The 25,675-nt window shown below is 31.6% G+C and carries 14 protein-coding genes and 4 tRNA genes; 7 read left to right on the top strand and 11 right to left on the bottom strand.

All coding sequences use genetic code 4. The annotated features are described in order from the left end of the window. Positions 1-10: 10 nt before the first annotated feature. The 3 genes from K4L35_RS02870 to ftsY form a co-directional block, all read right to left on the bottom strand. Positions 11-2,224: an endonuclease gene (locus tag K4L35_RS02870; RefSeq protein ID WP_221617426.1), complete on the bottom strand. Its 2,214-nt coding sequence runs from the start codon at positions 2,222-2,224 to the stop codon at positions 11-13. Positions 2,225-2,342: 118 nt separating this feature from the next. Continuing rightward, positions 2,343-2,573 carry a sigma factor-like helix-turn-helix DNA-binding protein gene (locus K4L35_RS02865; RefSeq protein ID WP_221617425.1) on the bottom strand — a complete coding sequence of 77 codons (231 nt, stop codon included), beginning with the start codon at positions 2,571-2,573 and terminating at the stop codon, positions 2,343-2,345. Further along, the gene (gene ftsY / locus K4L35_RS02860; RefSeq protein ID WP_221617424.1) at positions 2,566-3,561 is read right to left on the bottom strand and encodes a signal recognition particle-docking protein FtsY; all 996 of its coding nucleotides are present in this window, start codon (positions 3,559-3,561) and stop codon (positions 2,566-2,568) included. Before ftsY ends, K4L35_RS02865 begins: the two co-directional genes overlap by 8 nt. A gap of 58 nt (positions 3,562-3,619) precedes the next feature. Between ftsY and K4L35_RS02855 the strand changes: the two genes are divergently transcribed. Genes K4L35_RS02855 through der form a run of 3 tightly spaced genes read left to right on the top strand, consistent with a single transcriptional unit; the run spans position 3,620 to position 6,020 of the window. Next, entirely contained in the window at positions 3,620-4,039 is a 420-nt protein-coding gene (locus tag K4L35_RS02855) for a hypothetical protein (protein WP_221617423.1), read from the top strand. Positions 4,040-4,047: 8 nt separating this feature from the next. Continuing rightward, positions 4,048-4,716: a (d)CMP kinase gene (cmk, locus tag K4L35_RS02850; protein ID WP_221617422.1), complete on the top strand. Its 669-nt coding sequence runs from the start codon at positions 4,048-4,050 to the stop codon at positions 4,714-4,716. Then, complete coding sequence (der, locus tag K4L35_RS02845; RefSeq protein WP_221617421.1) at positions 4,716-6,020, top strand: ribosome biogenesis GTPase Der; 1,305 nt, start codon at positions 4,716-4,718, stop codon at positions 6,018-6,020. Before cmk ends, der begins: the two co-directional genes overlap by 1 nt. A gap of 27 nt (positions 6,021-6,047) precedes the next feature. Here der and K4L35_RS02840 read toward each other — a convergent pair whose 3' ends face one another. The 4 genes from K4L35_RS02840 to rplM form a co-directional block, all read right to left on the bottom strand. Beyond that, positions 6,048-9,197, bottom strand: coding sequence for a hypothetical protein (locus K4L35_RS02840; RefSeq protein ID WP_221617420.1), 3,150 nt, complete (start codon positions 9,195-9,197; stop codon positions 6,048-6,050). Positions 9,198-9,303: 106 nt separating this feature from the next. Then, positions 9,304-9,380 (bottom strand) — tRNA-Ile (locus K4L35_RS02835). A 58-nt stretch (positions 9,381-9,438) separates the two neighbouring features. Next, positions 9,439-9,837 (bottom strand): 30S ribosomal protein S9, encoded by a 399-nt coding sequence (rpsI, locus tag K4L35_RS02830; RefSeq protein WP_221617419.1) that lies wholly within the window; start codon positions 9,835-9,837, stop codon positions 9,439-9,441. A 2-nt stretch (positions 9,838-9,839) separates the two neighbouring features. Next, a complete protein-coding gene (gene rplM / locus K4L35_RS02825; protein ID WP_221617418.1) occupies positions 9,840-10,274 on the bottom strand; it encodes a 50S ribosomal protein L13 in 435 nt (144 codons plus the stop codon). 206 nt (positions 10,275-10,480) lie between these two features. On the opposite strand from rplM, the gene secA reads away from it, so the two are divergent. Further along, entirely contained in the window at positions 10,481-13,030 is a 2,550-nt protein-coding gene (gene secA, locus K4L35_RS02820) for a preprotein translocase subunit SecA (RefSeq protein ID WP_221617417.1), read from the top strand. A gap of 62 nt (positions 13,031-13,092) precedes the next feature. Here the strand turns inward: secA and K4L35_RS02815 are convergent. The 4 genes from K4L35_RS02815 to K4L35_RS02800 form a co-directional block, all read right to left on the bottom strand. After that, a tRNA-Leu gene (locus K4L35_RS02815) sits at positions 13,093-13,176 on the bottom strand. Between the two features lie 19 nt (positions 13,177-13,195). Further along, positions 13,196-13,693 carry a dUTP diphosphatase gene (locus K4L35_RS02810; RefSeq protein WP_221617416.1) on the bottom strand — a complete coding sequence of 166 codons (498 nt, stop codon included), beginning with the start codon at positions 13,691-13,693 and terminating at the stop codon, positions 13,196-13,198. 80 nt (positions 13,694-13,773) lie between these two features. After that, a complete protein-coding gene (locus K4L35_RS02805) occupies positions 13,774-22,491 on the bottom strand; it encodes a GA module-containing protein (protein ID WP_221617415.1) in 8,718 nt (2,905 codons plus the stop codon). Between the two features lie 309 nt (positions 22,492-22,800). Continuing rightward, positions 22,801-23,040 carry a TM2 domain-containing protein gene (locus K4L35_RS02800; protein WP_221617414.1) on the bottom strand — a complete coding sequence of 80 codons (240 nt, stop codon included), beginning with the start codon at positions 23,038-23,040 and terminating at the stop codon, positions 22,801-22,803. 217 nt (positions 23,041-23,257) lie between these two features. Here K4L35_RS02800 and K4L35_RS02795 point away from each other — a divergent pair. The 3 genes from K4L35_RS02795 (at position 23,258) to K4L35_RS02785 (ending at position 25,411) form a co-directional block, all read left to right on the top strand. After that, positions 23,258-23,344: transfer RNA gene (locus K4L35_RS02795), tRNA-Leu, on the top strand. A 6-nt stretch (positions 23,345-23,350) separates the two neighbouring features. Further along, positions 23,351-23,426 (top strand) — tRNA-Lys (locus tag K4L35_RS02790). 95 nt (positions 23,427-23,521) lie between these two features. After that, complete coding sequence (locus K4L35_RS02785; protein WP_221617413.1) at positions 23,522-25,411, top strand: M13 family metallopeptidase; 1,890 nt, start codon at positions 23,522-23,524, stop codon at positions 25,409-25,411. Positions 25,412-25,675 lie beyond the last annotated feature (264 nt).

Here is a 25,675-nt window from a genome sequence, read left to right as displayed (position 1 = left end):
TTATACGTTATTATTCACTTATGCCAACTAGAATCCCTTTGTTGACGAACGGTTTAGGATCTTCTCCAAAAATTGAGCTAGCTAAATCAGGATAGTCGATGAAAGGGTTTCTTACTGGTCTGTATTCTTTATATGAAATGTTGTTTCTGTCAATTGATCATTTGTCAGGAACATCATTTGCACTTCATCTTATGTATGTATTTAAATAGTGTTTTTTCATGTATGGATAACTTGATTCAAAGATAGAATTACCACTTCTTATCGATTTTTTAGCATATGTTGCTAGGAAGTATAAGTATGCCCTTGCGACATCACCTTTAAATGCATCTAGGACTTCAAAAACTTGATCACCATTAACATTTCTACCTAATTTTGAATGGTTTAAAGTTTCTTTTGAGACGCTTTGAACATCATCGTGTGGTAAGTTACCTCTCAGACCATTTACTTTGATATCTGTTGGTCAAACAAATAATGAATCTGATTTGATAGGTTCAGCTTTGTTGAATCAAGACTGTGGGATTAAGTGTTCTCTATTTGTTCCTTGACTTTCCTCGGCACCTCTTCCTGGTAAGTAAGTTGAATATACATAAGGATCCTTTCCACTCGGATTCTCTGAATAGATATCTAATAAACTTCCATCTTTTTCAAAATAATTATCTTTAAATGCATCAGAATTTGAATAAAAACTTTTTAGTGAATCGTATCCTTTACCATTTGAGTTTGATGCTTTTGAACTTTGCAGTTTATTTAAAGCTTCAAAAAGTTCCTGACCTTTAAGCCCTTGAAGAGATTCATAATAATTATCACTAGCATCATATTGTAATTTTGATAAGTATGAATTATCAAGTATCGTTGTTGCTACAACTGGTTTGGCAGGAGACGATGTTGGAGTTGAAGATGAAGAAATTGTTGATTCGTTTGTAGATGACGAACCGTTATCAATCAATGAAAAATCTTCTTCACTTTCGTTACCAAATGTTATTCCATCTTGGTATTGAATTACAAACAGTTTTTCTTTTTGCCCATTGTAAACAAGATTTAGATAAACTTTAACGGTAGAATTTTCAACTTCCCAAGATAAATCGAAGTATTTGCTAATTGTTTCTGTTTTCTTTTTCTTATTGTATTTTCTGTTAATTTGGTAATTTAATCTATCTGATTCGTACTCTTCACCAAGTTTTATAGCTGTTATTTTTCCTCAACCAAGCTCATGTGGATCTAATTGGCTTACTGAGTATATTCTTGATGTTTGGTATTTTTTACCTTGAATCGTCTTCCTTACTTCTTGTTCAACTTTTTCAGCATCTAAAACTTTTAATTTTGTTTTAACTGGTAATTCTGACTCATCAATATCATCTGTCTCTTCAACATTGGAATCCTCTTCAGAAGTCGCAGGTTCTGTTACCCTCTCATTACTGACTCTTTCTGGTTGAGATTCGGGTTCTGTTGGTTTTGATTCTGGATTTGAAGGTTCGCTTGGTACTGTTTCGGGTTCATTTTGAACATTATTTTCTTCTGGTGTTTCTGTTTTAGGTTGTGTTGGAACATTGCCTTCTTCTGTGGTTGTTGATTCGTTGTAATTTTCAGACTCTATTTTAACGTTATTTTCTTCTGGATTTAATGTTTCAGTTTGAGTCGAAGTTTCTTGATTTGAAGTATCATTTTGGACTTCGTTTTCCCGATTAGAAACCTCTGGATTTTCTGATAGTGGTTCATCACTATTTTGTTCTGAAAGAAATTCTTCTAGTTTTTTTTCTGGATTCTTCTCAAGTTCATTTAAAAATTTTAATTGTTTGAAGTAAGCTTTTGATTGGTTAATAAGACCTGTCTTTGTTTCTGACGGTAGTTTTGATAAATACTTTATTGGGTTATCCAAAATATTTTTTCAAACCTTTACAACAACATCAAACACTTCTTGAAAATCATCAAACATCAAATATTGTTTACTATTTCCAAGCGCTTCTAAAGCAAAATCAATATACTCCCTATTCTCTTTTACTAATTCAATATATTCTTTGTCTAGGTCTGTTAACTCATAATCAGAAGTATTTTTTTCCTCAACATTTGGTTGTATATCAATATTTTCACTCTTTATGTTCGCTTTTGGTTCTTCTTTTTTTGTTTCTACTTTCGAACTACTTGAGCAAGAGATTAGGGCTACGCCAGCTCCAATACTTGCAAAAGATGATGATAGTAGAAATAATTTTTTTACACTCTTTTTCATAACATTTAAATTATAAAAAATTAAAAGTAATATGGAAATATTAACACATTTTTACCACATTTTAAAAAAGTACTAAATTTAAGAAAAAAAGGCTGTAAATAGCCTTTTTTCGTAATTTTTACGCCTCTTCCATCTGAACTGCAATTTTGTCTAACTTTTTTAGCGCTTTAGAAAGTGCGTCATATGCTGCAGAACGAGTTGTTGCAGTAATCTCAGCAATTTCACCGTATGATAAATCTTCATAAAAATAAAGCGTAAAAACTTGCATTTGTGTTTGCGTTAAAAATGATTTGTATTTATCAAACAAATATGTATATCTTTCGATGTTTTCAATTGATTTGTTAGTCATTTTTGATTAAGTCCTTAGTCATTTGATAGATGAATAATTCTAAGTCAAACTCTTGTAAGTCATCAACTTTTTCACCTAGACCAACATATTTAACATTTAAATCAAATTCATTTTTAATACTTAAAACAATTCCACCTTTGCTTGTTCCATCTAACTTAGTTAAAATAATTCCTGTTAGGTTTGCGACCTCTTTAAAAACTGCTGCTTGTGATAATCCATTTTGACCAGTTGTAGCATCTAAAACTAAAAGTGATTCGTGAGGTGCTGAAGGCTCAAATCTTTGAATTATTGAAACCATTTTGTTTAACTCATTCATAAGATTTACTTTGTTTTGTAGCCTACCAGCAGTATCAATGATTAAAAGATCATAATTTCCGTTTTTAGCTGTTTCAAGGGCTTTAAAGACAACTGCACTTGGGTCTTTAGTTTTATCATCTCCCGAAACAATATCAACTCCAACTCGTTGAGCTCAAACGGTTAGTTGCTCAACTGCAGCTGCACGGAAGGTATCACCTGCTGCAATTAAAACTTTTTTACCTTCTTTTTTATATTTAGCTGCTAATTTAGCAATCGATGTTGTTTTTCCTGATCCATTAACACCGACCATAATAAAAACGTTTAGTCTGCCTTCTTGAACATCAAGCGAAGTATCAACCACTGTATCATTCAAATATACCTTAAATATAGACTCAGAAATAATTTCGTTAATTAGATTGACATCTGTAATTTTGTTAGCCTTAACTTCAGATCTGATCAAATCCATTGTTTGTTCCACGACGTTAAAATTTATGTCAGACATGATTAAAATTTCTTCAAGTTCTTCAAAATATTCCTCGTCGATTTTATGATGTCTATTTTGAAGTTCTAAAATCTTTTGACCAAAACTTGCTGTTTGTTTTAAAGAAGCCTCATATTTGATCTTTTTTTCTTCGTCTTGTGAGTCTTTTGATTTAAACAGTTTGTTTGTTATTTTTTTAAAAAAATTCATACTTTTATTTTACATTTCTTGAGCTTTATTTTGTCGTTTTTTGTATTAAAATATATTTATGATGAATTGGGATGATAAAGATGCAAAAATTATCACTCTTGAGGGATTAGCGTCCTTGTATTTATCAACCAATAAAGAGATTAAGGCAAAAGAAACTTACTTAAAAAAAGTTTTGCCCGATTACGAAAGTGTAGTACCAGATCAAATTGCGGTTAGAGTCGACACTGACCCTGACGCAATTTTTCAATTTTCAGAAGTTATAAAGTTAAAGGATGATGAACATAAACTTTGAACTTTAGAGCATAAACATAAGAGAATAATGCAGCAACTGCATGAGCAAAGCTTTCTTTCAGAATATACTTTTGAAAGTGATGATTTAAATCATTTGTATAAGTACTTTGAAACTAGCAGCGTTCCAAAGCAGGAAAACGAAAAAGAGAGTGCTGTAGTCAAGAATATTAAAAAAATAGAGCTGTAGGAGATAACATGAAAAAAGTTAATGTTGCAATTGATGGACCCAGTGGCGCTGGTAAGAGTTCTGTTAGTAAAGAAATAGCAAGGAGACTGTCTTATACGCCTATAAACAGTGGAAGTTTGTATCGTGCTATTGCCTTTAACGCCGTAATGAAAAAGGTTCACCTTGAAGATGAATTAGCCGTGTTTGCCACTCTTGAAAAAGGGATGGTGGAAATTAAGGATGACGAAAGTGTGTGACTTTACGGTGTTAATGTATCAAATGAAATTCGTGATGACGTGATAAGCCAAGGTGCAGCTAAAGTTGCTAAACACCAAAAAGTAAGAAGCTTTGTTGTTGAACATGTTCAAGCAATGACAAAAGAAAATAAGGGATACATTGTCGACGGAAGAGATACAACCTTCAAACTTTTACCTCATGCCGAAGTTAAGATCTTTTTATGAGCAGACCCTGAGGAAAGGGCAAAAAGACGTTGTGCTCAAAACGAAAAGTTAGGATACAAAACTAACTATGAAGAAGTACTTTACGAAACAAAGATGCGTGATGCACAAGACATGAATCGTGAGTTCGATCCACTACATAAAACTAAAGACGCAGTCGAAGTAGATTGTACAAACATGACATTTGATGAAGTGGTTTCAACTATCATTGAATTAATCGAAGAAAGGGCAAATGCGTAATGAAAAATACAGTAGCAATTATTGGTAAACCAAACGTTGGTAAAAGTACTTTCTTCAACAAATTAATTGGTAAAAAAGTATCAATCGTTTACGATCAACCTGGTGTAACACGTGATCGTCTTTACGAAACAATTGAGTGAACAGGTAAAAAGATGAACTTTATCGATACAGGTGGTATCGAGATCGAAAATAAGCCATTCCAAGAACAGATTCAGATTCAAGCAAAAATTGCAATTGACGAAGCTGATGTAATTCTTTTCTTAATCGACGGAACAGCCGAAAGTACAAATGATGATTTATTTATCATGAACATTCTGCGTAAGTCTGGTAAACCAATTATCGTTGCAGCTAATAAACTTGAAGGTAATCAAATGTTTGATTACTCTTGATACCGTTTAGGTTTTGACAATATTTATCCAATTTCAGCAGCCCATGGTGAAGGTATCGGGGAAGTTCTAGATAAATGTATTGAATATCTTGATTTTAGCGATCAAGAAGATCAATCTTTATTCAAACTTTCAATTATCGGTCGTCCTAACGCTGGAAAAAGTTCACTTTTAAATAATTTAGCAAAAGAAAATCGTTCAATCGTTTCAGACATTCCTGGTACAACGAGAGATAGCGTTAAAGAAAATGTTTATCTAGGAGATAAACTTTACCGTGTTATTGACACAGCTGGAATTATGAGAAAATCAAAACTTGTTGAAAGTGTTGATCATTATGCTTTAATGAGAGCGATGAGTTCGCTTGATGAGTCCGATTTATCATTAATTGTGATAGATGCAACTGCTGAAATCTCACACTTTGATGCAAGAATTATTGGTTATGCATTAGAACATGAAAAACCAATTATCATCGTTATTAATAAATGAGACTTGGTAGAAAAAGAAACAAACACAATGGCACAGTACGAAAAGTCATTACGTAATCGTTTCCACTTTGTACCATGAGTTCCTTTTGTCTTTATCTCGGCTAAATATAACCAAAGATTGAACAAACTAACAGACACATTAAACGAAGTAAGAGAAAATCTAGAGCGTGACTTAAAACCATCATTACTTTCTAAATTTGTTATGGAAACGCAAATGATTCAACCTGCTGCACCATATAATGGAGGAAGATTGAATGTTTACTTTGTGCGTAAAACCTTAGACAAAATACCTACTTTTAACTTCTATGTAAACAACAAAAAGTTTGTCCACTGATCTTATACAAGGTTTTTAGAAAATCAATTAAGAGCAACTTTTAATTTTAAAGGTTGTCCAATTAAGATTGTGTATAAAAACCGTAATGGACTTGAATAAAAAAACGAGCATAGCTCGTTTTTTGTATTATTCAGCTGCTACTGGGATTTCAAGAGTTACAGCTTCAGAAATATTTTCATATGATCCGTCATATTCTCCGTATAAAACAGCGACTTTTAATACAACTTTGTTTTCTTCAACTGTGTAAGCTAGTCTGTCAGAGTTTCTATTGTTATTTCCATCTGCTGCTGCAACAATAACTTTTCCTTCTGCTTTATTTCTTGAGAAAAAGTCAAGGGCTAGTAACTCTTCAGAGAAGTCAAATTCAGGAAAATCTACTGGTTTTTTCTTACCACCAATAATGTATTTGCCTTTGCTGTAGTCAATTCTTTTACTTTTTTGAGCTTCAAGGGTGTTATATTGATCTCTGGTTAGAGTTGTTAATTTAAAGATTCTAGATAAATCCTTTGTTTTTAGTATTTCTAATACTTTTTCGTGATTTTCTTTTCTTACTTCTTCAGCAACAACTGTTTCTCTTGATTCATCAGCTTGAAGATCTTCTGTTCTCTCTGTGTCAGACATAACTGGATCTTCTTGTCTTTCGTCTGGAGCTACTACTTTTTCAACTGGTGTAAGTTGTACTTCAACTTTTGTAGCTGTTTGTTTAGGTGTTTTACCGTAATTTACTGTGTCTTTTTCTTTATCGTACTTACCTACAATAATTAAATCAAATACAGCTTTATCTTCTGAAATTGTGTAAGTTCATTTTAGTGAATTTCAATTTCCTGACTGACTCGATCTAAGAGTATATTTGTCGTGCTCACCTTCTTTTTTAAGCGATGCTGTGAATACTTTTACTTCTTTTAGTTTGTCAGATAACTCTAATGATAAAACATTGGTCATGTCATCTTTAGCTTTATCATCACCTAACACTAAAAGAACTTTTTCATCTTTTTCTTCAAGGCTTAACTTTCTTGAAGAATCAGTTTCAGCGAATTTTCTTAATTTATCTGAGTCTTCTTTTGTAAGACTTGAAGTTGAGAACACTTCTTTAGATTTAAGCACTTCTTGTAAAGCTTTTAATGATTTTTCTTCTTCTGTATCTTCTAAGCTAAACTCCTGTGTAAACGTTTTTCCTTTGTATGTTAGGTTAAATAATAATTTATTTTCTGTTTTTAATTTTGATAGATCAATATCAAAAATTTTGCTTCCTTTATTTTCGCCTAGCTCAAGGAATTTAACATCTAGAGCTTCATTTAATTTGAACATTTTATCTTTTGAAATTACAAATTGCGATAAATCGTTTTTATCTTGGTATGTTCTTAAAGTTGTGAATTTTTTAATTGAATTTTCTGCTTTAGCTTTCAACTTAGCTTTATCTAGGTTAACAAACGCTGTCACAGTTTCACCTAAAACTGCTTTTTCTGCTTCAGTTAAAACTAAAAGGCTTGAAATGACAGCTTCTTTAGTTGATTTTAGATTTTCTAGAATCTTTTCTAGTTCTGCAACTTCCATTTCATGTTTTTTCTCTTCAACTGGTTTTGCAGCTTCAATAGCTTTTTCAAGAGCAGATTTTAATTCGGCTCTTTCAGTGTCAGTTTTAACTTTTTCTAATTGATCTTCTGCTAAAGGGAGTTCTTTTTTAATTTCATATCCGTAAAGTTTTTGTAATTTAATTTTTGCTACAAAGTTTTCTAAAGTGTTTGTTGAAGTTGCAAGTGCATTGTATTTTTCTTCGTTTTCAACATCTGCTTGTAGAGCTTCAACCTTGCTTTCAACTGATGTTCTTGCTTTGTATTCTTTACTGTCTTCATCTTCTAAGAGTTGCTTGGCTTTGGCAATTAAATCATTAGATTTAGCTGTAGTTGGAAGAGATACGACTTGTTTATATTCTTTACCTTTGTAAATTAAGTTAATTGTAAATAGGTTTTCTGATTTGTATTTTGTAATATCAACTTCGATGTATTTGTTTCCTGAGCTATTAGCTTTCATTGTAATTTGTTCAGGATCTAAAGCATCTGATAAAACGGCTCCGACTGCTTTTTTGTAGTCAAACACTCTTTTGTTTTCTTTGTTTTGGAACAATCTTGTGTCACTAAAGTTTCTTGTTAAAGATTGTTCTGCAGGTATAGTAATATTTTTGTAATTTGTTTCAACAAAAGGCGTTTTTAAAGCTTCAACTTCGGCTTCTGTTAATGTCATTTCTTCAGAAGTTGTTTCTTCTGCAGGGTCTGCAGGTTGATCAGCAGGTGTTGTTTCAGTTGGAGCTGAAGGTTGTGCTGGCGTTTCAGTAGGAGATGCTACTGTACCTTGTGCATTAAAGTGTTGAACATATTTTTGACCATCGTAAATGTAGTGTACGCTTAAAATTTGTTCTGAATCTAATCTATCAAAAGTAAGCTTTAAGAATTTATCACCTTTTTTTGTTGTACCTGATTCTTTAATTTTTGTAACATCAGTTCCATCAACATAGTCTGCAACTTTTTCGTTGTTGAAAGTTACACCGTTTTCACCGATGAATAATCTTCCATCAGGGAAACCTTTTTCTTTTGATGAATTAGCTGAACTAAGGGCTTTTTCTCAAACAATGTTTGTCAATAAATCTCTTGACATTACTTCGTTTGATACTGTTGGTGTAGTTGCTGGAGTTTCAGCTGGTGTAGTAGTTGTCGCTGAACCTTGCACTTCTTGTGTATATTCTTTACCGTTGTATGTAAGGTGGAGTGTTAAAATGTTTTGATTTAGTTTTTCAAAAGTAATTGTTAAGTAAGATCCACCTCTACTACTTTGTCTAAATTCTACTTTAGAAAGATCTAATTCTGGTTTCAATTTTGCTACTGAATCTTTTTCAAATGTAAGTAATCTAGGATCATTGTCGCTTACATATATTCTTGCATCATTAAATCCTCTTTCGATAGATGCGTTTGCAGATTTTAAAAGCCCTTCATAGTTAGTTTCCGTAAAAGGCATTTTTAGAGCTTCAACTTCTGCTTGGCTTAATGAATTTTCTGCTGCAGGTGTTTCTGCAGGGGTTGTCGGTTGTGCAGGAGCCTCATTTGTAGGTGTTGCAGGTGTTTCTGCAGGTTTAGCTGGTTTTGTAGTTTCCTCAACTTTTGGTGTTTCTGGTTTAGTTTCTTTTTTAGGCGTTTCATTGCTTGAACAAGCAATTGAAATCATTGGCAACGCAATAACTGTTGGCGATGCTCATAACAATCAATTTATTTTTCTCTTTTTCATAACATTTTTATTATAAAACTTTTATTAATCGTATTACACTTGTTCCAGTTTTTTTGCAGATATAAAAAAATACAGACTTTCGTCTGTATTTTGGTCATTTCTGAAATGGTGCGAACGAATGGACTCGAACCATCGACCTCACGATTATCAGTCGTGTGCTCTAACCAGCTGAGCTACGCTCGCAATTGCCTACTTATTATATCATAAAGATTATAAGTAGGAAAATTATTTTTAAATAAAATTAACGTTTTGAGAATTGTCTTGCACGACGTGCAGCACGTAAACCTGGTTTTTTACGTTCTTTAGCACGAGCATCTCTTGTAAGCATTCCTGCAGGTTTTAATTTAGCACGGTAGTCAGCACTTGCTTCTAGTAAAGCTCTAGCGATTCCTAAACGGATAGCACCAGCTTGTCCACTTAGTCCTCCACCAACAACATTAACACTTGTGTCAAATTGACCCATTGTTTCTGTTAACACGAATGGTTGATTAGCATCTTTTAAATAAATGTCTGATGTAAGGTATTCTCTTGCATCACGCTTGTTGATAACAAATTTACCTGTACCTGGTTTAATAATAACACGTGCAACTGAAGATTTTCTTCTTCCTAGTCCACGGTATCCCATTTCAACTTTAGCCATAATTATTTAACCTCTAATCTTTCTGGTTGTTGTGCTTCGTGTTTGTGATCTGTTCCTGCGTAAACAAATAGGTTACGTCTTTGTTTGTTTCCTAATTTTGTGTGAGGTAACATTCCGTAAATTGCTTTTTCTACTAGTGCTGTAGGTTTTTTAGCTCTTAATTTTGCTGCTGTGATGCTTTTTAGACCACCTGAGTATCCCGAGTGTGAGTAGTAAACTTTATCAGTTTCTTTTTTAGCTGTAAGAACAACTTTTTCTGCATTGATAACAATAACGTTATCTCCCATGTCTGCATTAGGTGTAAATGTAGGCTTGTTTTTACCTCTTAACACTGTTGCAACTTGTGCAGCTAAACGTCCTAAAACTTGACCTTCGGCATCAACGATGTATCATTTTTTATCTGCTGTTAATTTTGTAACAATTGTTGTTTGTCTCATTGCATTCTCCTTTTTTCGTTAATTCTAAAAATGTGAGCAAATTTATCTCGGTTTATAAATTGCTAAAAAATTATAACACAAATAACAAGAAAGCCGTTTTGCTAAAAGCACAAAAAATGAAGCTTCAAAAAACAGCAAAAACGCTTGTAAATGTGGGTTTTATATAATTTTAATATATTTAAAAACATATTATAATATTTTTAATTATGAAATTTTTAAACAACTTATTCTCTTCAAATGAAATGAAATTAGCTTATCGAACATTAACTAAAATTAATGATCTAGAAAGCCAAATTACACCTCTTAGTGATGATGAACTTAAAGCTAAAACTCTTGAATTCAAACAAAGACTACAAAACGGTGAAACTTTAGCAGATATTCGCGTTGAAGCTTTTGCAGTTTCACGTGAGGCAACAAAAAGAATCTTAGGTAAAAGACCATATGACGTGCAAATGTTGGGCGGAATCTTACTAGATTTAGGTTCTGTTGCCGAAATGAAAACAGGAGAAGGCAAAACTATTACATCAATTGCCCCTGTTTATCTTAACGCGCTTGAAGGTAAGGGGGCAATTGTTTCAACAGTTAACGAATACCTTTCAGAACGTGATGCGAACGAAATGGGGCAAGTTTTTAATTTCTTAGGTTTAACTGTAGGTTTAAACAAAGCTCAAATGCATCCAATCGAAAAAAGAGCTGCTTATGCTGCTGATATTACTTACTCAGTTCATGCCGAAATGGGGTTTGATTACCTTCGTGATAACATGGTTGGATCAATGGAAGAAAAAGTTCAAAGAGGACTTAATTTCTGTTTAATTGATGAGGTGGATTCGATTTTAATCGATGAAGCGAAAACGCCTTTAATCATCTCTGGTGGTGAAGGCGAAAATACGCAATTGTACTATGCAGCAGATCAATTCGTCAGAATTTTAACTTCAGATGATTATGTTATTGATGACGAATCTAAAGCGATTAGTTTAACACACTCAGGAATTAAAAAAGCAAATAATTTTTACAAATTCGAAAATCTGTATGACATTTCAAATAGTGAAATGGTACATAGAATTTCAAACGCTTTAAGAGCTCATAAAGTTATGAAAAATAACGTTGAGTACATTGTTCGTGAAGGGAAAATTGAGTTAGTTGATACCTTTACAGGAAGAATTATGGACGGTCGTAGTTACTCCGAAGGTCTACAACAAGCTCTTCAAGCAAAAGAAATGGTTGAAATTGAACCTGAAACTAAGACACTTGCAACAATCACATACCAAAACTTCTTTAGAATGTTTAAAAAGCTATGTGGAATGACTGGGACAGGTAAAACAGAGGAGCAAGAGTTTATCGATATCTACAATATGCGTGTTAATGTTGTTCCAACGAATTTACCAATTGCTCGTGTAGATGAGGCAGACGCAATTTTTGCAAGTGCAAACGATAAATGAAATGCTGTAGTGGATAAAATTATCGAAATACATGCTACAAAACAACCAATTTTGGTCGGTACTGCTCAAATTGAAGATTCAGAAATTTTGCACGAAAGATTGGCAAAAAAAGGTGTCCCACACTTAGTTTTAAATGCTAAGCAAAACCAAGCAGAAGCTGACATTATTTCAAGAGCTGGAGAACTAGGTTCAGTAACAATAGCGACCAACATGGCTGGACGTGGTACAGACATTAAATTAAGCAAAGAAGCATTAGCTCTTGGTGGGTTATATGTTTTAGGAACAGATAAATCAGAATCAAGAAGGATTGATAACCAACTTAAAGGTCGTTCAGGTCGTCAAGGAGATGTTGGTACAAGTAAGTTTTATATTTCTTTAGATGATCCCTTGATGCAAAGATTTAGTAACCACGAAAACTTTAAGGCTGCTTATGCTGATTCAAAAGGTAAAGAAATCACTTCAAAACAGTTAAATTTCGCATTCAATCAGGCACAAAAGAAAATTGAAGGATTTAACTACGACTCAAGAAAAAGTGTCTTAAATTACGATGATGTCATCAGGCAACAACGTGATTTAATTTATTCACAACGTGATTTGATTTTACTAGCCGAAGATCCTTCTTTTATTGTTGAAAGAATGATTAAATACTCTGTAAACTCGATTGTTTCGCATGAATCTTATCATTTGCACGGTGGAAATTTTGACTATGAAGCTTTTGTTAAGTTTTTGAATGAAAAAGTAGGAAGCATCACAAAATACGAATTTAACTTAGAAGAAATCAAAAAAATTCACCAAGAAGATATATCAGCTTATATTTCAGATAAGTTAATTCATATTTATGAACAATGAAAAGAAAATGCAATTGACAACCTTGATGAATCATCAGTGGAATCAGAATTACGAAGAATTGTTTTAAGTGTTCTAGATGATAAATGACAAAGTCATATTAACACTATGGATAAACTTCGTTCAAATATTAACTTAGTTCAATATGCACAAAAAAATCCATACCAAGTTTATACAGATGAAGGTACTAAGTTTTTTGAGGCAATGTTAGAAGACATTGCATTTGAGGTTATGTTATATGTTTTCAACAGTTCTTTAGGTATGAAAAATGTAATACCAAGAGAAGTTCGTGACGACGCTTTATTCCAACAGTTGCAAACTTCATATATTTTTGATTACAATAAAACTAAGCAAGAAAACGATGAGGAAATACTTGAGCTGTATTACTCTGTCAAAAAACGGATCGAACAAATCAGCAATATGCATACTGCAGTTGAACATGCTGAAGACGAAGAAGATCCCAATTTATAGATAAAAAGACCAATATTTGGTCTTTTTTTAAATAAAAAAAGCCCTTATAGGCTCTAGTTCGATGGTGCCCATGACAGGACTTGAACCTGCACGGATTTCTCCAACGGATTTTGAGTCCGCAGCGTCTACCATTCCACCACATGGGCATATAATAATTATATAAGATTAATAATTATTTTTTAAACGTTCATGATTTTTACGGTTTTTTGCTTTGTAAGCTGCCACGACTTCTTGTTCCGACATATTCAAAATAGTAATGAATCCTAAAATGTAACCAAATAGTTTTTTTAGAACCCTTTTATTAGGATTCTTGGATCATTTCGAAGCGATTGAAAAACAGTCCAAAATATGTTGATTAACGTCTCTTGTTTTATATAAAATCTTGATTTCACTCTCTGATTTAAAGTGGTTTGAATAAGAAATTAAGAAGTGTAATATGTCAGCATATTCTTCAAGAACTAAATCTTTGTTCACTGTTTTATTTTGCTTTCAGTATTTAAAGGTCTGAATTTCATTTGCAAATTCAGCAAGCTCAACTAATATCGCAATGCTTCCCTGTTTTAGCATTTCATCAGCATTTCAACTTGGATCTTTTGCTTTTGCTTTTTGTCCGATTGCATTATCTAGCTCTAATTGCATTGTAAATAGCTCTTGTAGATTCATGAAACAATTATAGACCAAAACTCCTGCTATATAGGTAAAAAAGTCAAACAAAAAACACAAATTAGATTTGTGCTTATTGTTTATATTTGTTTACTCTTATGTCTTATTCATAGTCCAATAGCAACAAAGAAGGCTGAAATTGAAGCTACTAAAATATGTGGTCAAATAGGGCCTTCAGGAAGTACACCTGGAAATAAGTTCTTTAGTGTAGATTTCAATAATTCATTTGTTTTTGGATCTTGAACTATGTTTGTTAAATTTTTAATCTTATCTTTTGTGTTTTCTTTATTACTTAATATTTCAATTAAGTTTAGTTCTTTAATCTTAACTAACACTTCTTTATCAGAGACTTTTTCGATTAAAACATTCAGAGATTGATCATACTTTGTTTTATCTTTAATTTGGATTGAGTGAACTAATTCAATTCAAGCATTTAAAATTGCATTTGTATTTTGAGACTGTTCTACAGCATTATTTGCAATTCTGTTTAACTCAACATTTAAAGATAAATCAGCATTTTCGGGTTGATTGCTTACGTGTTTTTTAATATCATTTACAAGTTTTGAATAGTCTTTTGAACTTGAATCCGAATCCTGTAAATCTTTTAAAAGATCTTGAGACTTTTTAAGATATTCAAGGTAATCAACAACCTTTTGATACTGGTCTACAGCTGCTAAAGTGTTTTTCTTGATTTCATCAAATGCACTTTTCACATTCGAAATATTTTTTTGATTTCCTGAAATGTATTTTTTAAGTTCATTTTCAAAATTAGAAACCTTATCATTAAGATCTTTGGCATTTTCGAGTATGTTACTTAACTTCGTTGTATCGACAGTTCCTTCGTTTAAACTAGGAGTAGATTTCAATAATGCTTTGATTACTGCTTTTTCTTTCGATCCTAAATTGTCAAGAGAATCTACTAAATCAAGAAACTCTTGCACTTTATTATCTAATTCCGTGGCTTTGTTTATTGTATAAATTAAGTTGTGATTTTGAGCATTTTCTTGAAGTTCTTTAGTTAATGCTTTTTTATCGCTATCGCTTATGTTAGTCAATTCATTAAGAATTTCTAGTGCATCTTCTAATGATGGTTGAACTATTTTTTTAGCATTTTGTACTTTATCTAATGCATTTTGAAGGTCTTCAATCACTAAATCAGAAGAATTATTTAAGATTGTTTTGATATCATTAACAGCTTTTTTGTATTTATCTTGATCTTTTAAGGAACTGTTTGCAAAGTCTTGAGTATTAAGCACTTCTTGCGATCCATTAACTTCTTTTTGCAGTTGATCTAGCAGTACTTGTCTTCTTTGTAAACCATCAAGGGACTCAAAAGCATTTTGATAGTCATCTAAAAGATTTTTTATTGAATTCAGATCGATATTTGGATCGTTATTTATTAATTCTGAAACTTGATTCTGTACGGCACCATACATCTCTTTTTTATCAGATGACGCATCTTGATAATTTTGAATTTGATCTTTTGAAAGGTTTTGATCTTTTTTAGACTCAAAACTATCTTTAACAGCTTTCATTTTTTGATCTAGTTCATTAACTAATTCTATTAATTGGTCCAGTTCCTTGTTTGAGTTAGCATTTTCTACTTTTTCAATCAATTTGAGTTTCTGATTATCGTTTAAGTTCTGCGCACTAGAAATAGATTTTTTAGCACGTGATTTTTCGTATTTCAGTCTTTCATCACCATCTAAACTGTTAATTGCTTTTCTTAAAGCTTCATTAGTTTTTTGGATTTCTTCGACATTTAATAAATCATCTGAGTTAAGAATTTTGTCTAGATTTTGATCTTGAATTAAAAGATTGTGCCTTAGAGCTAGATCTGCATTTTTATAATCAGTTGTCTTTTTAACTTTTTCTGAATCTATCACTGTCTGATTTACATTTTCCATTAAATCATCAAGTTCTTTAGCTTTGGTTGTTAAACTTGCAATTTTTTCTGGCGTTTCAGCTTTATCTAGTTCTGCCTGAAGAGCTTCTTTTTGTTTAGGAGTTACATGTCTTAAATTCTCTAACGAATTTTTAAACTCTTTTTGAGCTTCTTGAGTTCTTTGCCTTCCGTTTAGCTTGGTTAGAGCTTCTTCTAGCTCAACCCTTGCTGTTTCTACTGCTTTTGGGCTGATTGAATCTGATGAATCTACACTGTTTATAAGCTCATTCGCAAAATCGTTTTTAGTTTTGATATTTTCTTTGTCTTCTGGTGCAGCATTTTGATAATCTGGATTTTGAGATAGTGCAATTTGATTTGTCTGTAAAAGAATATCGTTTAAATCTTTCATTAAACGATCTAACTCTCTTGCGTTAACCATTATATTTTCAACTTTAGCATTAGAATTAGTTGACTCTAAATTTATACTTGCTTTTAGTTTATCTTTTTGAGTTTTTGTAAGATTTTTCATATCTTCTATTTCTAAAAGAGCATTTTGTTTTGATTTTGCAAGCCGTTCTTCTCCATCGAGAGCAGACTCTGCGTCTTTAAGAGCTTCTGTTAATTCAGAAACTTTTTGAGGTGATAATTCAGCTATTCCGTTTTCTTGATTTGAGACTGATAAACCTTTTTTATAGGCATTATCATACTCAGTTGCATGATCTGAACTTGAATTTGTATAATCCACTTTATCTTGAATTGGGTTAGTACTTTTTTCATACTTATTAACTTCATTATTTAAAAGTTTCATTTTTGCATCTAGTTCTTTTGCATTGGATATTAAATCGTTGATGTCTGAATTTTGGATAGTGTTTGTGATTTGATTTGTTATGGATGATTTTTGATTGTTATTTAAATTGTTTAATTTTTCAAGTTCTGCAAGTGCTTGCGTTCTTTTCTCTTTGATTTTTTGCTCACCATTTAATGCATTGATCTTTTCATTCAGAGTGCTTACTTGATCTGTTAAATTGGTTAACGAATCCAGTGTTAGATTTGACGATAAAAGAGTTTTAGCTTTGTTTAATTCTGCTTCATAAGCATCTTTATCACTTTGATCAGCCCCTGTATATTGAAGCTGGCTTTTTAATGTCGAGTCGTTAGCAACCGTTTCAGAAAGGCTCAGAAACTTATCTTTGACATTGTCTATTTTTTGCTTATTAGCTTGTGTTTCAACTAAGTTAGTTGCATTATTAATCATTTTGTTTGATTCATCGGCAAACTTACGTTTAAAGTTTTCTGGATATGCCTCTATATCAGTTTTTGCTTCTTGTTTGGCTTTAGTTAGTCTTTCATTTCCGTCTAAACTTTCTCTCGCTTGTTCTAATCTTTGCTTTAGAGCATCAACTTCTGTTTTATTTTTAGAAGAACCATTTTCTAAGTTTAGCACTTCTAGAGCTTGTTCTAGAGCAGCATCATACTCAGACTTTTTACTTGGTATTGCATCAGCGAAATCTTGATTATTTTTTGGATCAACAAGACTCTCAGTCTTAAGTTTTTCAACATAATCCTTCAGAGATTGCATTGAATTTATTAATTCTTGAGTCTGCAATTTTTTGTCTGCAACATTAGATTTTTCCGTTTGATTCAAGTCACTAAGTAACGTTCTTTTTTGAGCATTATTTAAAGGTGAATCGGGTTTATTGATTAGGTCTTTTACTTCTTTGAATTTTGCTTTAGTTTCATTAAGATCTGTGACTACTGATTTTAGTTGCTCGTCTACATTTCCTGATTCTTCAGGATTTAAATTTACTTTTGTAGCCGAATTTACTAATGCAACCAAACGGCGCTTTTCAGGCTCTGAAATAGGATTATTCGTTTCATTTATCATAGCCTTAACGTTGTTTTGAGAAGACGTAAATGCTTGATTTAGATATGAATCATGATCTTGTTGACTAATTGTTTTGGCTTTTTGATTCACTAAACTAAGTAATCTTGTTTTTTCATTATCTTGTATAAACTCAAATTTGTTAGAAAGTTTATTTTGAGCATTTTTATAAATTCCATTTAAGGCATCGATTTTTGTCTGTAAACTTGAAGCCTTGGTAGTTGCTAAATCTTTTTTAGCTGTTATATTTGTGGATGATACTGAGTCTACTTTTTCTAATTCAACTAAGAGTTCTTCAGCTGAAGATAACTCTGAATCTAATTGTTGCATTATATCCTGCGTTTCCCCTTTATATAAAAGAGTTTCTTTGAGTTCTTTTGCTTTTGCAACTTTAGATTTCAGATCATGATAAGCATTTCCAAAATCAGTTGCATTTTTGACAATAGAGTCTAAGTTATCTTTTGATATAGCTGAATCTAGTTGAGAGTTCAAGCTGTTATTTTGATTTTCTGTTAGCTTTTTAGCTTCTTTTAAAGCTTTAATATTTTCTTTTGCAGTAGCAAGGTTAGTTTCTCCGTCTAACTCGTTTCACTTTTGAGAAAGTTGATCGTATTTAGAATTTAACGCTGTAAGATCTAAATCTTTCGACTGATCATTCGTATTATTTATGTAATCATTTAAAAACTGTAAAAGAGTGTCATATGAATTTGTAGATGAAGCTAATTTGTATTTATTGGATGATTTGTCTTGATTTGCTATTAATTCTTTAAGAGCTTTATTTTTATCATTTAAAGCTTTTGCGTTTTGTTTTATGCTTTCAAAATTATTATCATTTTTATCCAACAATTCTTTTATAAACTTTTCTTTTTGATAACTTGTTAAATCTTGCATTGATTCAATTTCGACAATAGCATCAGCTTTTTTAAGAGTCAACGAGACTACAGAATCGTTTTTAGTTGCACCATTGTCAAAAACTTCTGTTATTGAGTTGTTTTCCAATAACGCTTTAAGTTTTGTTTTTGAACCTTGACTAAGATTTTGCTTAGATTCGATTGTTGAATTAAAGTGTTCTTTTACTTTTTCTTTTATTTTAGAAACAACTTCTTGACTCTTAGAAACATTAATTAGTTTTTCTAAATTATCAATATTTTGCGTTTTAAAGTCTGCTTTTTCTTGCTCTGAAAGAGTTTCCATTGAATTTAGATACTGCACTAGTTTGTTTCTGTTTCCATCTAATGAATCGTGAGCAGATTTGAGAGCATTGAATTTTTCGCTTAATTTATTATTCAGACTTTCTAAAGAAGATAAATCGGTAACAGCAGGTTGTGATTTTTGCAAATTACTAAATTCCGTTAAAGCAGCGTCATAAGAGTTTTTATTTGCTTCGCTTTTTTCAAAGTTATACAAGTCAGTGTTTTTGGCAGAATTTATTTTGACTGAAGCAGCTTTTTTATCTAAATGATTTTTAATATATTCATCTAGCTTACTCTCTAAGTTTTTGAATGAAGCACTATCTAAAGAAGATCCATTTAGATACTCTTCTAACTTTGTTTGATTTTCAGAGCTAAATGTCTGAGAATCTGCCTGATAAGGCGTTTGTGTTTCTGGGTTGTTTACTGAATTAAGACTACCTGGAAGAGATTGACCTTTAACTTTGTCAATTACTCTTTGATAGTTTTGATCACCATCAAGAGCGTTATATAAGTTGTCAAGTTCGTTTTTTAATCTTTTTACTTCTTCAAAGTTATTTCCCGTTTTAGCTTGATCTGCTTTCGTTTTTAATTCTTGGAATTTATTATCGAAAGCAGTTCTTTTTTCATCTGAAGCTAATCTATATTTTTTGGTAGTTTTATCAGCTTCAAATATAGCAAGGGGGAGATCTATGTGTCTGATTGCATCAACTTCATGTTGTGTATTTTTAGAATCTAGAAGCACTTCCAATTCATGCTTTTTCTCTTGACCTAAACGTGAAGAGTTAATATCTTGCCTAGTTGTTTCTTTGTCCAATCTATCACCATCAAGTGCCTGAATTAACGAATTAACTTCAGACACTATATTAGAGAAGTCATCTAAGATGTTAGCGTCCAAAACCTTAACATGTTCAGTATCAAAAGCTGAGTCCGATTGGAATCCATCACCTTGAAAACCAGTTGTGGTATTTTCATAAGATTCTAGTTTTTTAGCTAGATCATTAACTTTTTTGTCCAAAGCGTTTTTTGGAGCATCAGTAGAGTACTTGTATTTATTTTTAGGTCTAATGTCAATATACTTTTGAATTGCCTGTCTAGCTAAATCAGTCTTTTGTTCATAATCCCTTAATTTTTGAGAAACACTTTGATAGTTTTCCAAAATTTGAATTCAATCTACAGATTCTTCTGATACTGGTTCTCCGTTATTGAAGTTTGAAGATTGAGAAGACAATAATTGACCAAATAGAGAAGTTTTCAAAGTGTTGGTTAACTTGTTTGAATTTTTAATTTTAGCAATCATTTCAGTTACAAGCGTTTTTGCTTGAGAGTCTAAGAAATTAGAATTCTCATTCAATTTTGTTATAGTTAATTTCGAAGAATTAAGTTTATCTCTAAATGATAAAAGTAAATCATTCGTTTTGACAAAGAAATAGTTTTTGATATCTGACATTGAGTGTCTTGAAAAGTTTAATTCTTTTTCTTCAATAGGAGTGGTTAAGCTTGTTTTTTGATTATCAAAAAGTACATTTTCTGAAAAAGTTGCAAATGCCTTTCCTTTAGGTTCATCGTAAATTTTACCAGCAGGGTTAGTTCTTGTATTTCGATTTATAAAAGTATCTATTTCGTCATTTTTTTGTTTGAATCCATCAATTTTGTCAAAAGAATCCAGTTTATCTTCGGTTATATTTTGGTTATAAAAATTATGAAGTTGAACTATTTTTTGTGCTAAAAGACTTTTATCATAACTTGATTGCGAGCTCTTCTGTTTAATTTCATTAAACTCAGACTCTTTTTGAGTTAAAAGTTGATTCACAGAATCCATTTTTTCAACATCAGCCTTAGACTCGTCTAAAAGTGAATAAATTTTTGTTAAGTTTTCTGCAGATTCTTTTGTTCATCTGTAATTTACAATTTTTACTGATTGATTTAATCAGTTTTCAACGTTGTCTTTGGTTAATTGATCTGCATCAGATTTTTCTAAAATTCTTACTTTTGCAGCTTTTTCCATAACGTCGAAAACTTCTTTGTACAAGGCGTTTACAGAACGATTAAATAAATTTCCATTAGTTTGTTGTTGGGTTATCAAGTTTTGCCTTACTTTATCAATCTCTGGTTTAACCACAAGATTAAATATACCTTTTCTTGTTAATTCTGGTGTTCAGTCAATATCAACAACAATTTCCTTTGTAAACTGATTGATACTTCTTGTTTTAATTTTAGGTACTCAAACTACATTTTCATCAGCGTTTTTAACCTTGGCTTTTAGAAAGTATTTATTGACTCTTTTTAAAATATCGTAGTTGTTTTCAGTGTTTGAAAAAAGTAATTTATTTACTCAAATTCCACTTCGAGTAACACCACTTTTTCTAACATTTTCAACCACACCGATTTCACGTTCGGTTTGATCTTGAGATCCATCTTCACTTTTATAAAAAAGCTTAAAATCAGAATTAATGCTATCTGCGTCTAATGTTGCTTTTGTCACCAATCCCCTAGTAGGTATAACTGCTTTGTTTGTTATCTTGACCTCGAACGAAGTTCTGTCTTGTTTATCAAAAGCTAAAACATGACTTTTTGTTACATCCTTTTTATCCCCATTACCAGGCCGATTGGGAGTAATTATAGCAGAAGCCCCAATATATGATTTCTTATTGAATCTGACTCCATTTCCAGATCTTGAAACATTATTCATGAAAGGAGAGTAATTGTTTAATTTAGTCATGAAAAATACTTCTACTTTTTGATTATTTAAATCTGTTATCCCTCCAGAACTCTTAGGTAAACCACTTTTTGGGTAAAGCCTTAAATAAGATCCTACTGAGGCTTGTGAAAAACTTTTAACTCCACCAGGACCATTAAGTTCAGCATTATTAAATTTAGGTTCATTTAAGAATGTAAGCGATTCCATTAAATCTGTAAAATGTTCTTGCGTTTTAGGTCCTTCATTTCATAAGTGTGCTTTGTCATTTAATTCACTATGTATTTGTTTAAGTGCATTGAGTTTATCTGTATTATTGTCATTATTTACATAAAGTGTTTTATCAGGGTTTGTGTTATATGTGTTTCTTGCTGATTTGTAGTCATATTTTAAAATACCTAAAGCACCAGTTGCGTTAGTACTTTGCTCTTCTAAATTTCCATATTCATCTATTATGTTAATTGCTTTTTTGTACTCTCATGTTGAACCAGGCCCAGTAGTTTTTTCACTTTGGAACTCTAAATCATTATAGTATGGGAAAGTCCTACCCTCAGTCTTACCGAAATCATGTCTTATTGTTCTGAAAAAAATTGAACCTGGAACCATTCTCATGTCATCTGACATATATATAAAATAAGCATTTGAGTTAGGATCGTTCTTTGTTGAGTATCCAGTATGAAGCACCCCTTGATTAAATGTTGCCCTTCATAATGTGTATTCTCCATTTTTATTCGCAAACAACTCCTTTATTGTGCTATCTAATCTTTGAACATTACTTGCGTCAATTTTTTCAATTTTTGCCTGTCTATTAACATTTAATAAGTAATTATTTGTTGGGTTTTGAGAATCAATTAAAAATTTAGATCTGTGATCTGGATGTTGTCTAGAAGCAACTGAATATTCTGATATTGAAATAAAATGTGGAACATAGTTGTTTGCTTCCTGATAGTTTGCTGTTTCAAACAATTCTCTTTCTACATCGGTCTCCTGAACAGATCTTTGTACTTCTCCCTCATAGCTTTCAAAGTCCATTCCAGATGTTGATCCTGAATCTTGCGAATTACTTGAGACAAAAAGAGGCGTTGATAATAAAAGAACTCCTCCTGCAGAAATTAAAAATGATTTATTCTTTCATTTTTTCATAAAACTCCTATTTCTAAATTTTTCTTTTTATGTGGTCATATATATATATATATATATATATTCTGCCTTTACTCTAAAGTCAGTATTTTAATTGTAATACCGTGATAGTATTTTCAATGATTATTTTTTTAATAGGAACTTAATAAATATTAAAATTTTTTACTCAACAAATTATTTGCCTTAAATATAGACATGTTTTTGATTGTTTGAAATTCTTAAACGAAATCATCAGTATTACAAAAGATGTAAAATTTCCACATTTATGGAATGCGTATAAAAAAATAGACATTTCTGTCTATTTTTAAATTACTATCATTGTGAAATGTAGTTTCCGTCTGAATCTTTCATTTTTCCAGCAACTGCTAAAATGAAATCTACTAATCATCAAATACCAAATGTAAATCATCCGAAGATTAATTTTAAAATTCCTAATACGATTGATCCAGCGTATATTCTATCAACCCCAAAAGCTCCTAAGAATCATGATAATAAAACTAGGGCTAATCTACTTTTATTAGAAACAGGTGAATAGTTAAATTGGTTTTCCATAAAACCTCCTTATATATAATTTGATTTATTATAACAAATTAAGAGTTTTTAAACTTTTTCAAAAAAATTCAAAAAAATCTTTGTCGTTATCTTTTTTCATGCTAAAATAACTATGCGACATTTGTGGTTAGTGTCGCACACTAAGATTAAAAGTTTTTATTTCATTTTTTTATCGAAAATTTTTCTTAAATGCGTTATAATAATTAACGCATTACAAGCCCAGATGGCGGAATAGGTAGACGCAAGGGACTTAAAATCCCTCGGTAGTAATATCGTGCTGGTTCAAGTCCAGTTCTGGGCACCAATATCTGCGCCCTTAGCTCAGCAGGTAGAGCAAATGGCTTTTAACCATTGGGTCAGAGGTTCGAATCCTCTAGGGCGTACCATTTCGTTAAAAACGATCATTAAACAGGCATTTGCCTGTTTTTTCTTTTTTTTATTTATTTGCTTATATAATTTAATAACTATAAATGGAGGAATAATGAGTTTACTTAAAAAAGACTTTTACGAATATGTAAACAAAGAATGGTTAGAACAAACAGAAATTCCTGCTGACCGTTCATCTATTTCTTCTTTTGCAGAACTAGATTTGCACTTAGAAGATTTATTAAAAACAACAACTAAAGAATGAGCACAAGGCAAAAAAACATTACCTGAAATGAAACTAATTCATGAATATGTTAATTTGTATAAATTAATTTTAGATGGTGATAAAAGGGCAAAGGAAACTTGAGAGCCTGCTAAAAAATATTTTGACGAACTTTTTGATCTAACCAGTTTTGCAGATATTGCCAAAAATCACGTTAAATATGCAAGTTATTTATCAAGCTTACCATTTCAATTTGAAGTACAGGAAGATTTTGTTGATAATAAGAAAAAAGTGCTTTGACTTTCTGAACTAAGAACAATTCTACCTTCTGTAGAATACTACTCAAAACCAGAAGCTCAAAACTTGTTAAACGAATGAAATAAACTAGCGCAAGATGTTTTAGTATCATATGGTATCGATCAAGAAAAAGCAAAATCAATGGCTCAAAACACACTTGATTTTGACCAAATTATTAAATCAAACGTTTTAACATCAGTAGAAAAAGCTAACTATACTGCTTTGTATAATCCTTTAGATTTAGCTGCTTCACAGGCACTTTCGCAAAAATATGATCTTGTAAAAATGGGGCAAGAATTTGTTGAAAGAGATATTGAAGGCATTGTTATTGATAATCCAAAATTCTTCGCTAAATTTGATGAAATCTTTAGCCATCAAAACTTTTTAATTTACAAAGATTATTTAATTACAAGAAACCTAGTTCTATATGCATCAATGGTTTCAGAAGCTTTACGTGAAAGAGTGTTTGCTTATACAAAGCAAATATCAGGAATACCTGTTATTAGATCTCTTGAAGATTATGCCTATGACGTTGCTTCAAAATTCTTTTCACATGCAGTAGGTTTATGATATGGTGAAAACTACTTTGGAAAAGAGGCTAAAGAAAAGCTTGAAAAAATGATTGAAAAAATGATTGCTATCTATAAACAAAGACTGGAAAGCAATGATTGACTTGAAGAAGAAACTAAAAAAATGGCAATCAGAAAACTAAACAAACTAGGTGTTATGGTTGGTTATCCTGAAAGAATAGCTCCTTACTACTACGAAATTAAAGTGGATGCACAAGGAAGTTTTATTGCCAATGATATCGAAATCGGAAAAGTAGTATTTGATTACAGAAGAAAACAATATCTAAAAGAAACAGATGATAAACTATGAGAAATGGGAGCAGCAGTAGTTAACGCTTATTTCCATCCATTCAAAAATCACATTGTTTTTCCTGCTGGAATTTTAATGAAGCCATACTTTGATTTCAATGCTAACTCATCAGAAAACTACGGTGGAATAGGTGCTGTAATCGCTCACGAAATTTCACACGCTTTTGATAACAATGGATCACAGTTTGATGAAAACGGAAGTTTAAATAATTGATGAGGTCCTGAAACTCTTAAAAGATTCCAAGAAAAAACGAAAGATGTTATTGAACTTTTCAATACTAGAATCACACCCGCTGGACCTGTAAATGGTCAACTTACAGTTTCTGAAAATATCGCTGATATGGGTGGATTCGCATGTGCTTATGCAGCTGCCCAAACTGAGGATGACTTCAACAAAGAATTGTTCTTCGAAAACTGAGCAAGAATCTGAAAAGCAAAATATCGTTTAGAAACTGCTAAACAGTTATTAATGACAGACGTTCATGCTCCAGCCAAAGAGAGAGCTAATGTTCATTTAATGAACTCAGCAGACTTCCAAGAACACTACAACATCCAACCAGGCGATGAAATGTATTTAGCTCCCGAAAAGAGAATTAAAATCTGATAATAAAAAACAGGCGAGTCCTGTTTTTATAATGTGGAAAAACTGGAAAAAATCTTTTTCTTAATTGCTATTACTTATAATTAAAAAGGACATGTCGGTTCACATGTCCAGTTATTAATATACTAAGTCATTGCTTCATTCTTCTTTCATTTATTGAAACACTCTTTGATTTAGCATATTTTTTAGCTCTCATAAATAATTCATGGTTTAGTAGTCGTCATTTAGACGCCAACTGGTTTTGAGCCAGTAAGCCACTTTGCAAAGTTA

It is taken from the genome of Mycoplasma sp. Ms02, assembly GCF_019720735.1.
Taxonomy (GTDB): domain Bacteria; phylum Bacillota_I; class Bacilli_A; order Mycoplasmatales; family Metamycoplasmataceae; genus Mycoplasmopsis.
Note: the sequence above shows the minus strand (reverse complement) of the source record. Positions and strands in the feature narration are given on the sequence as shown.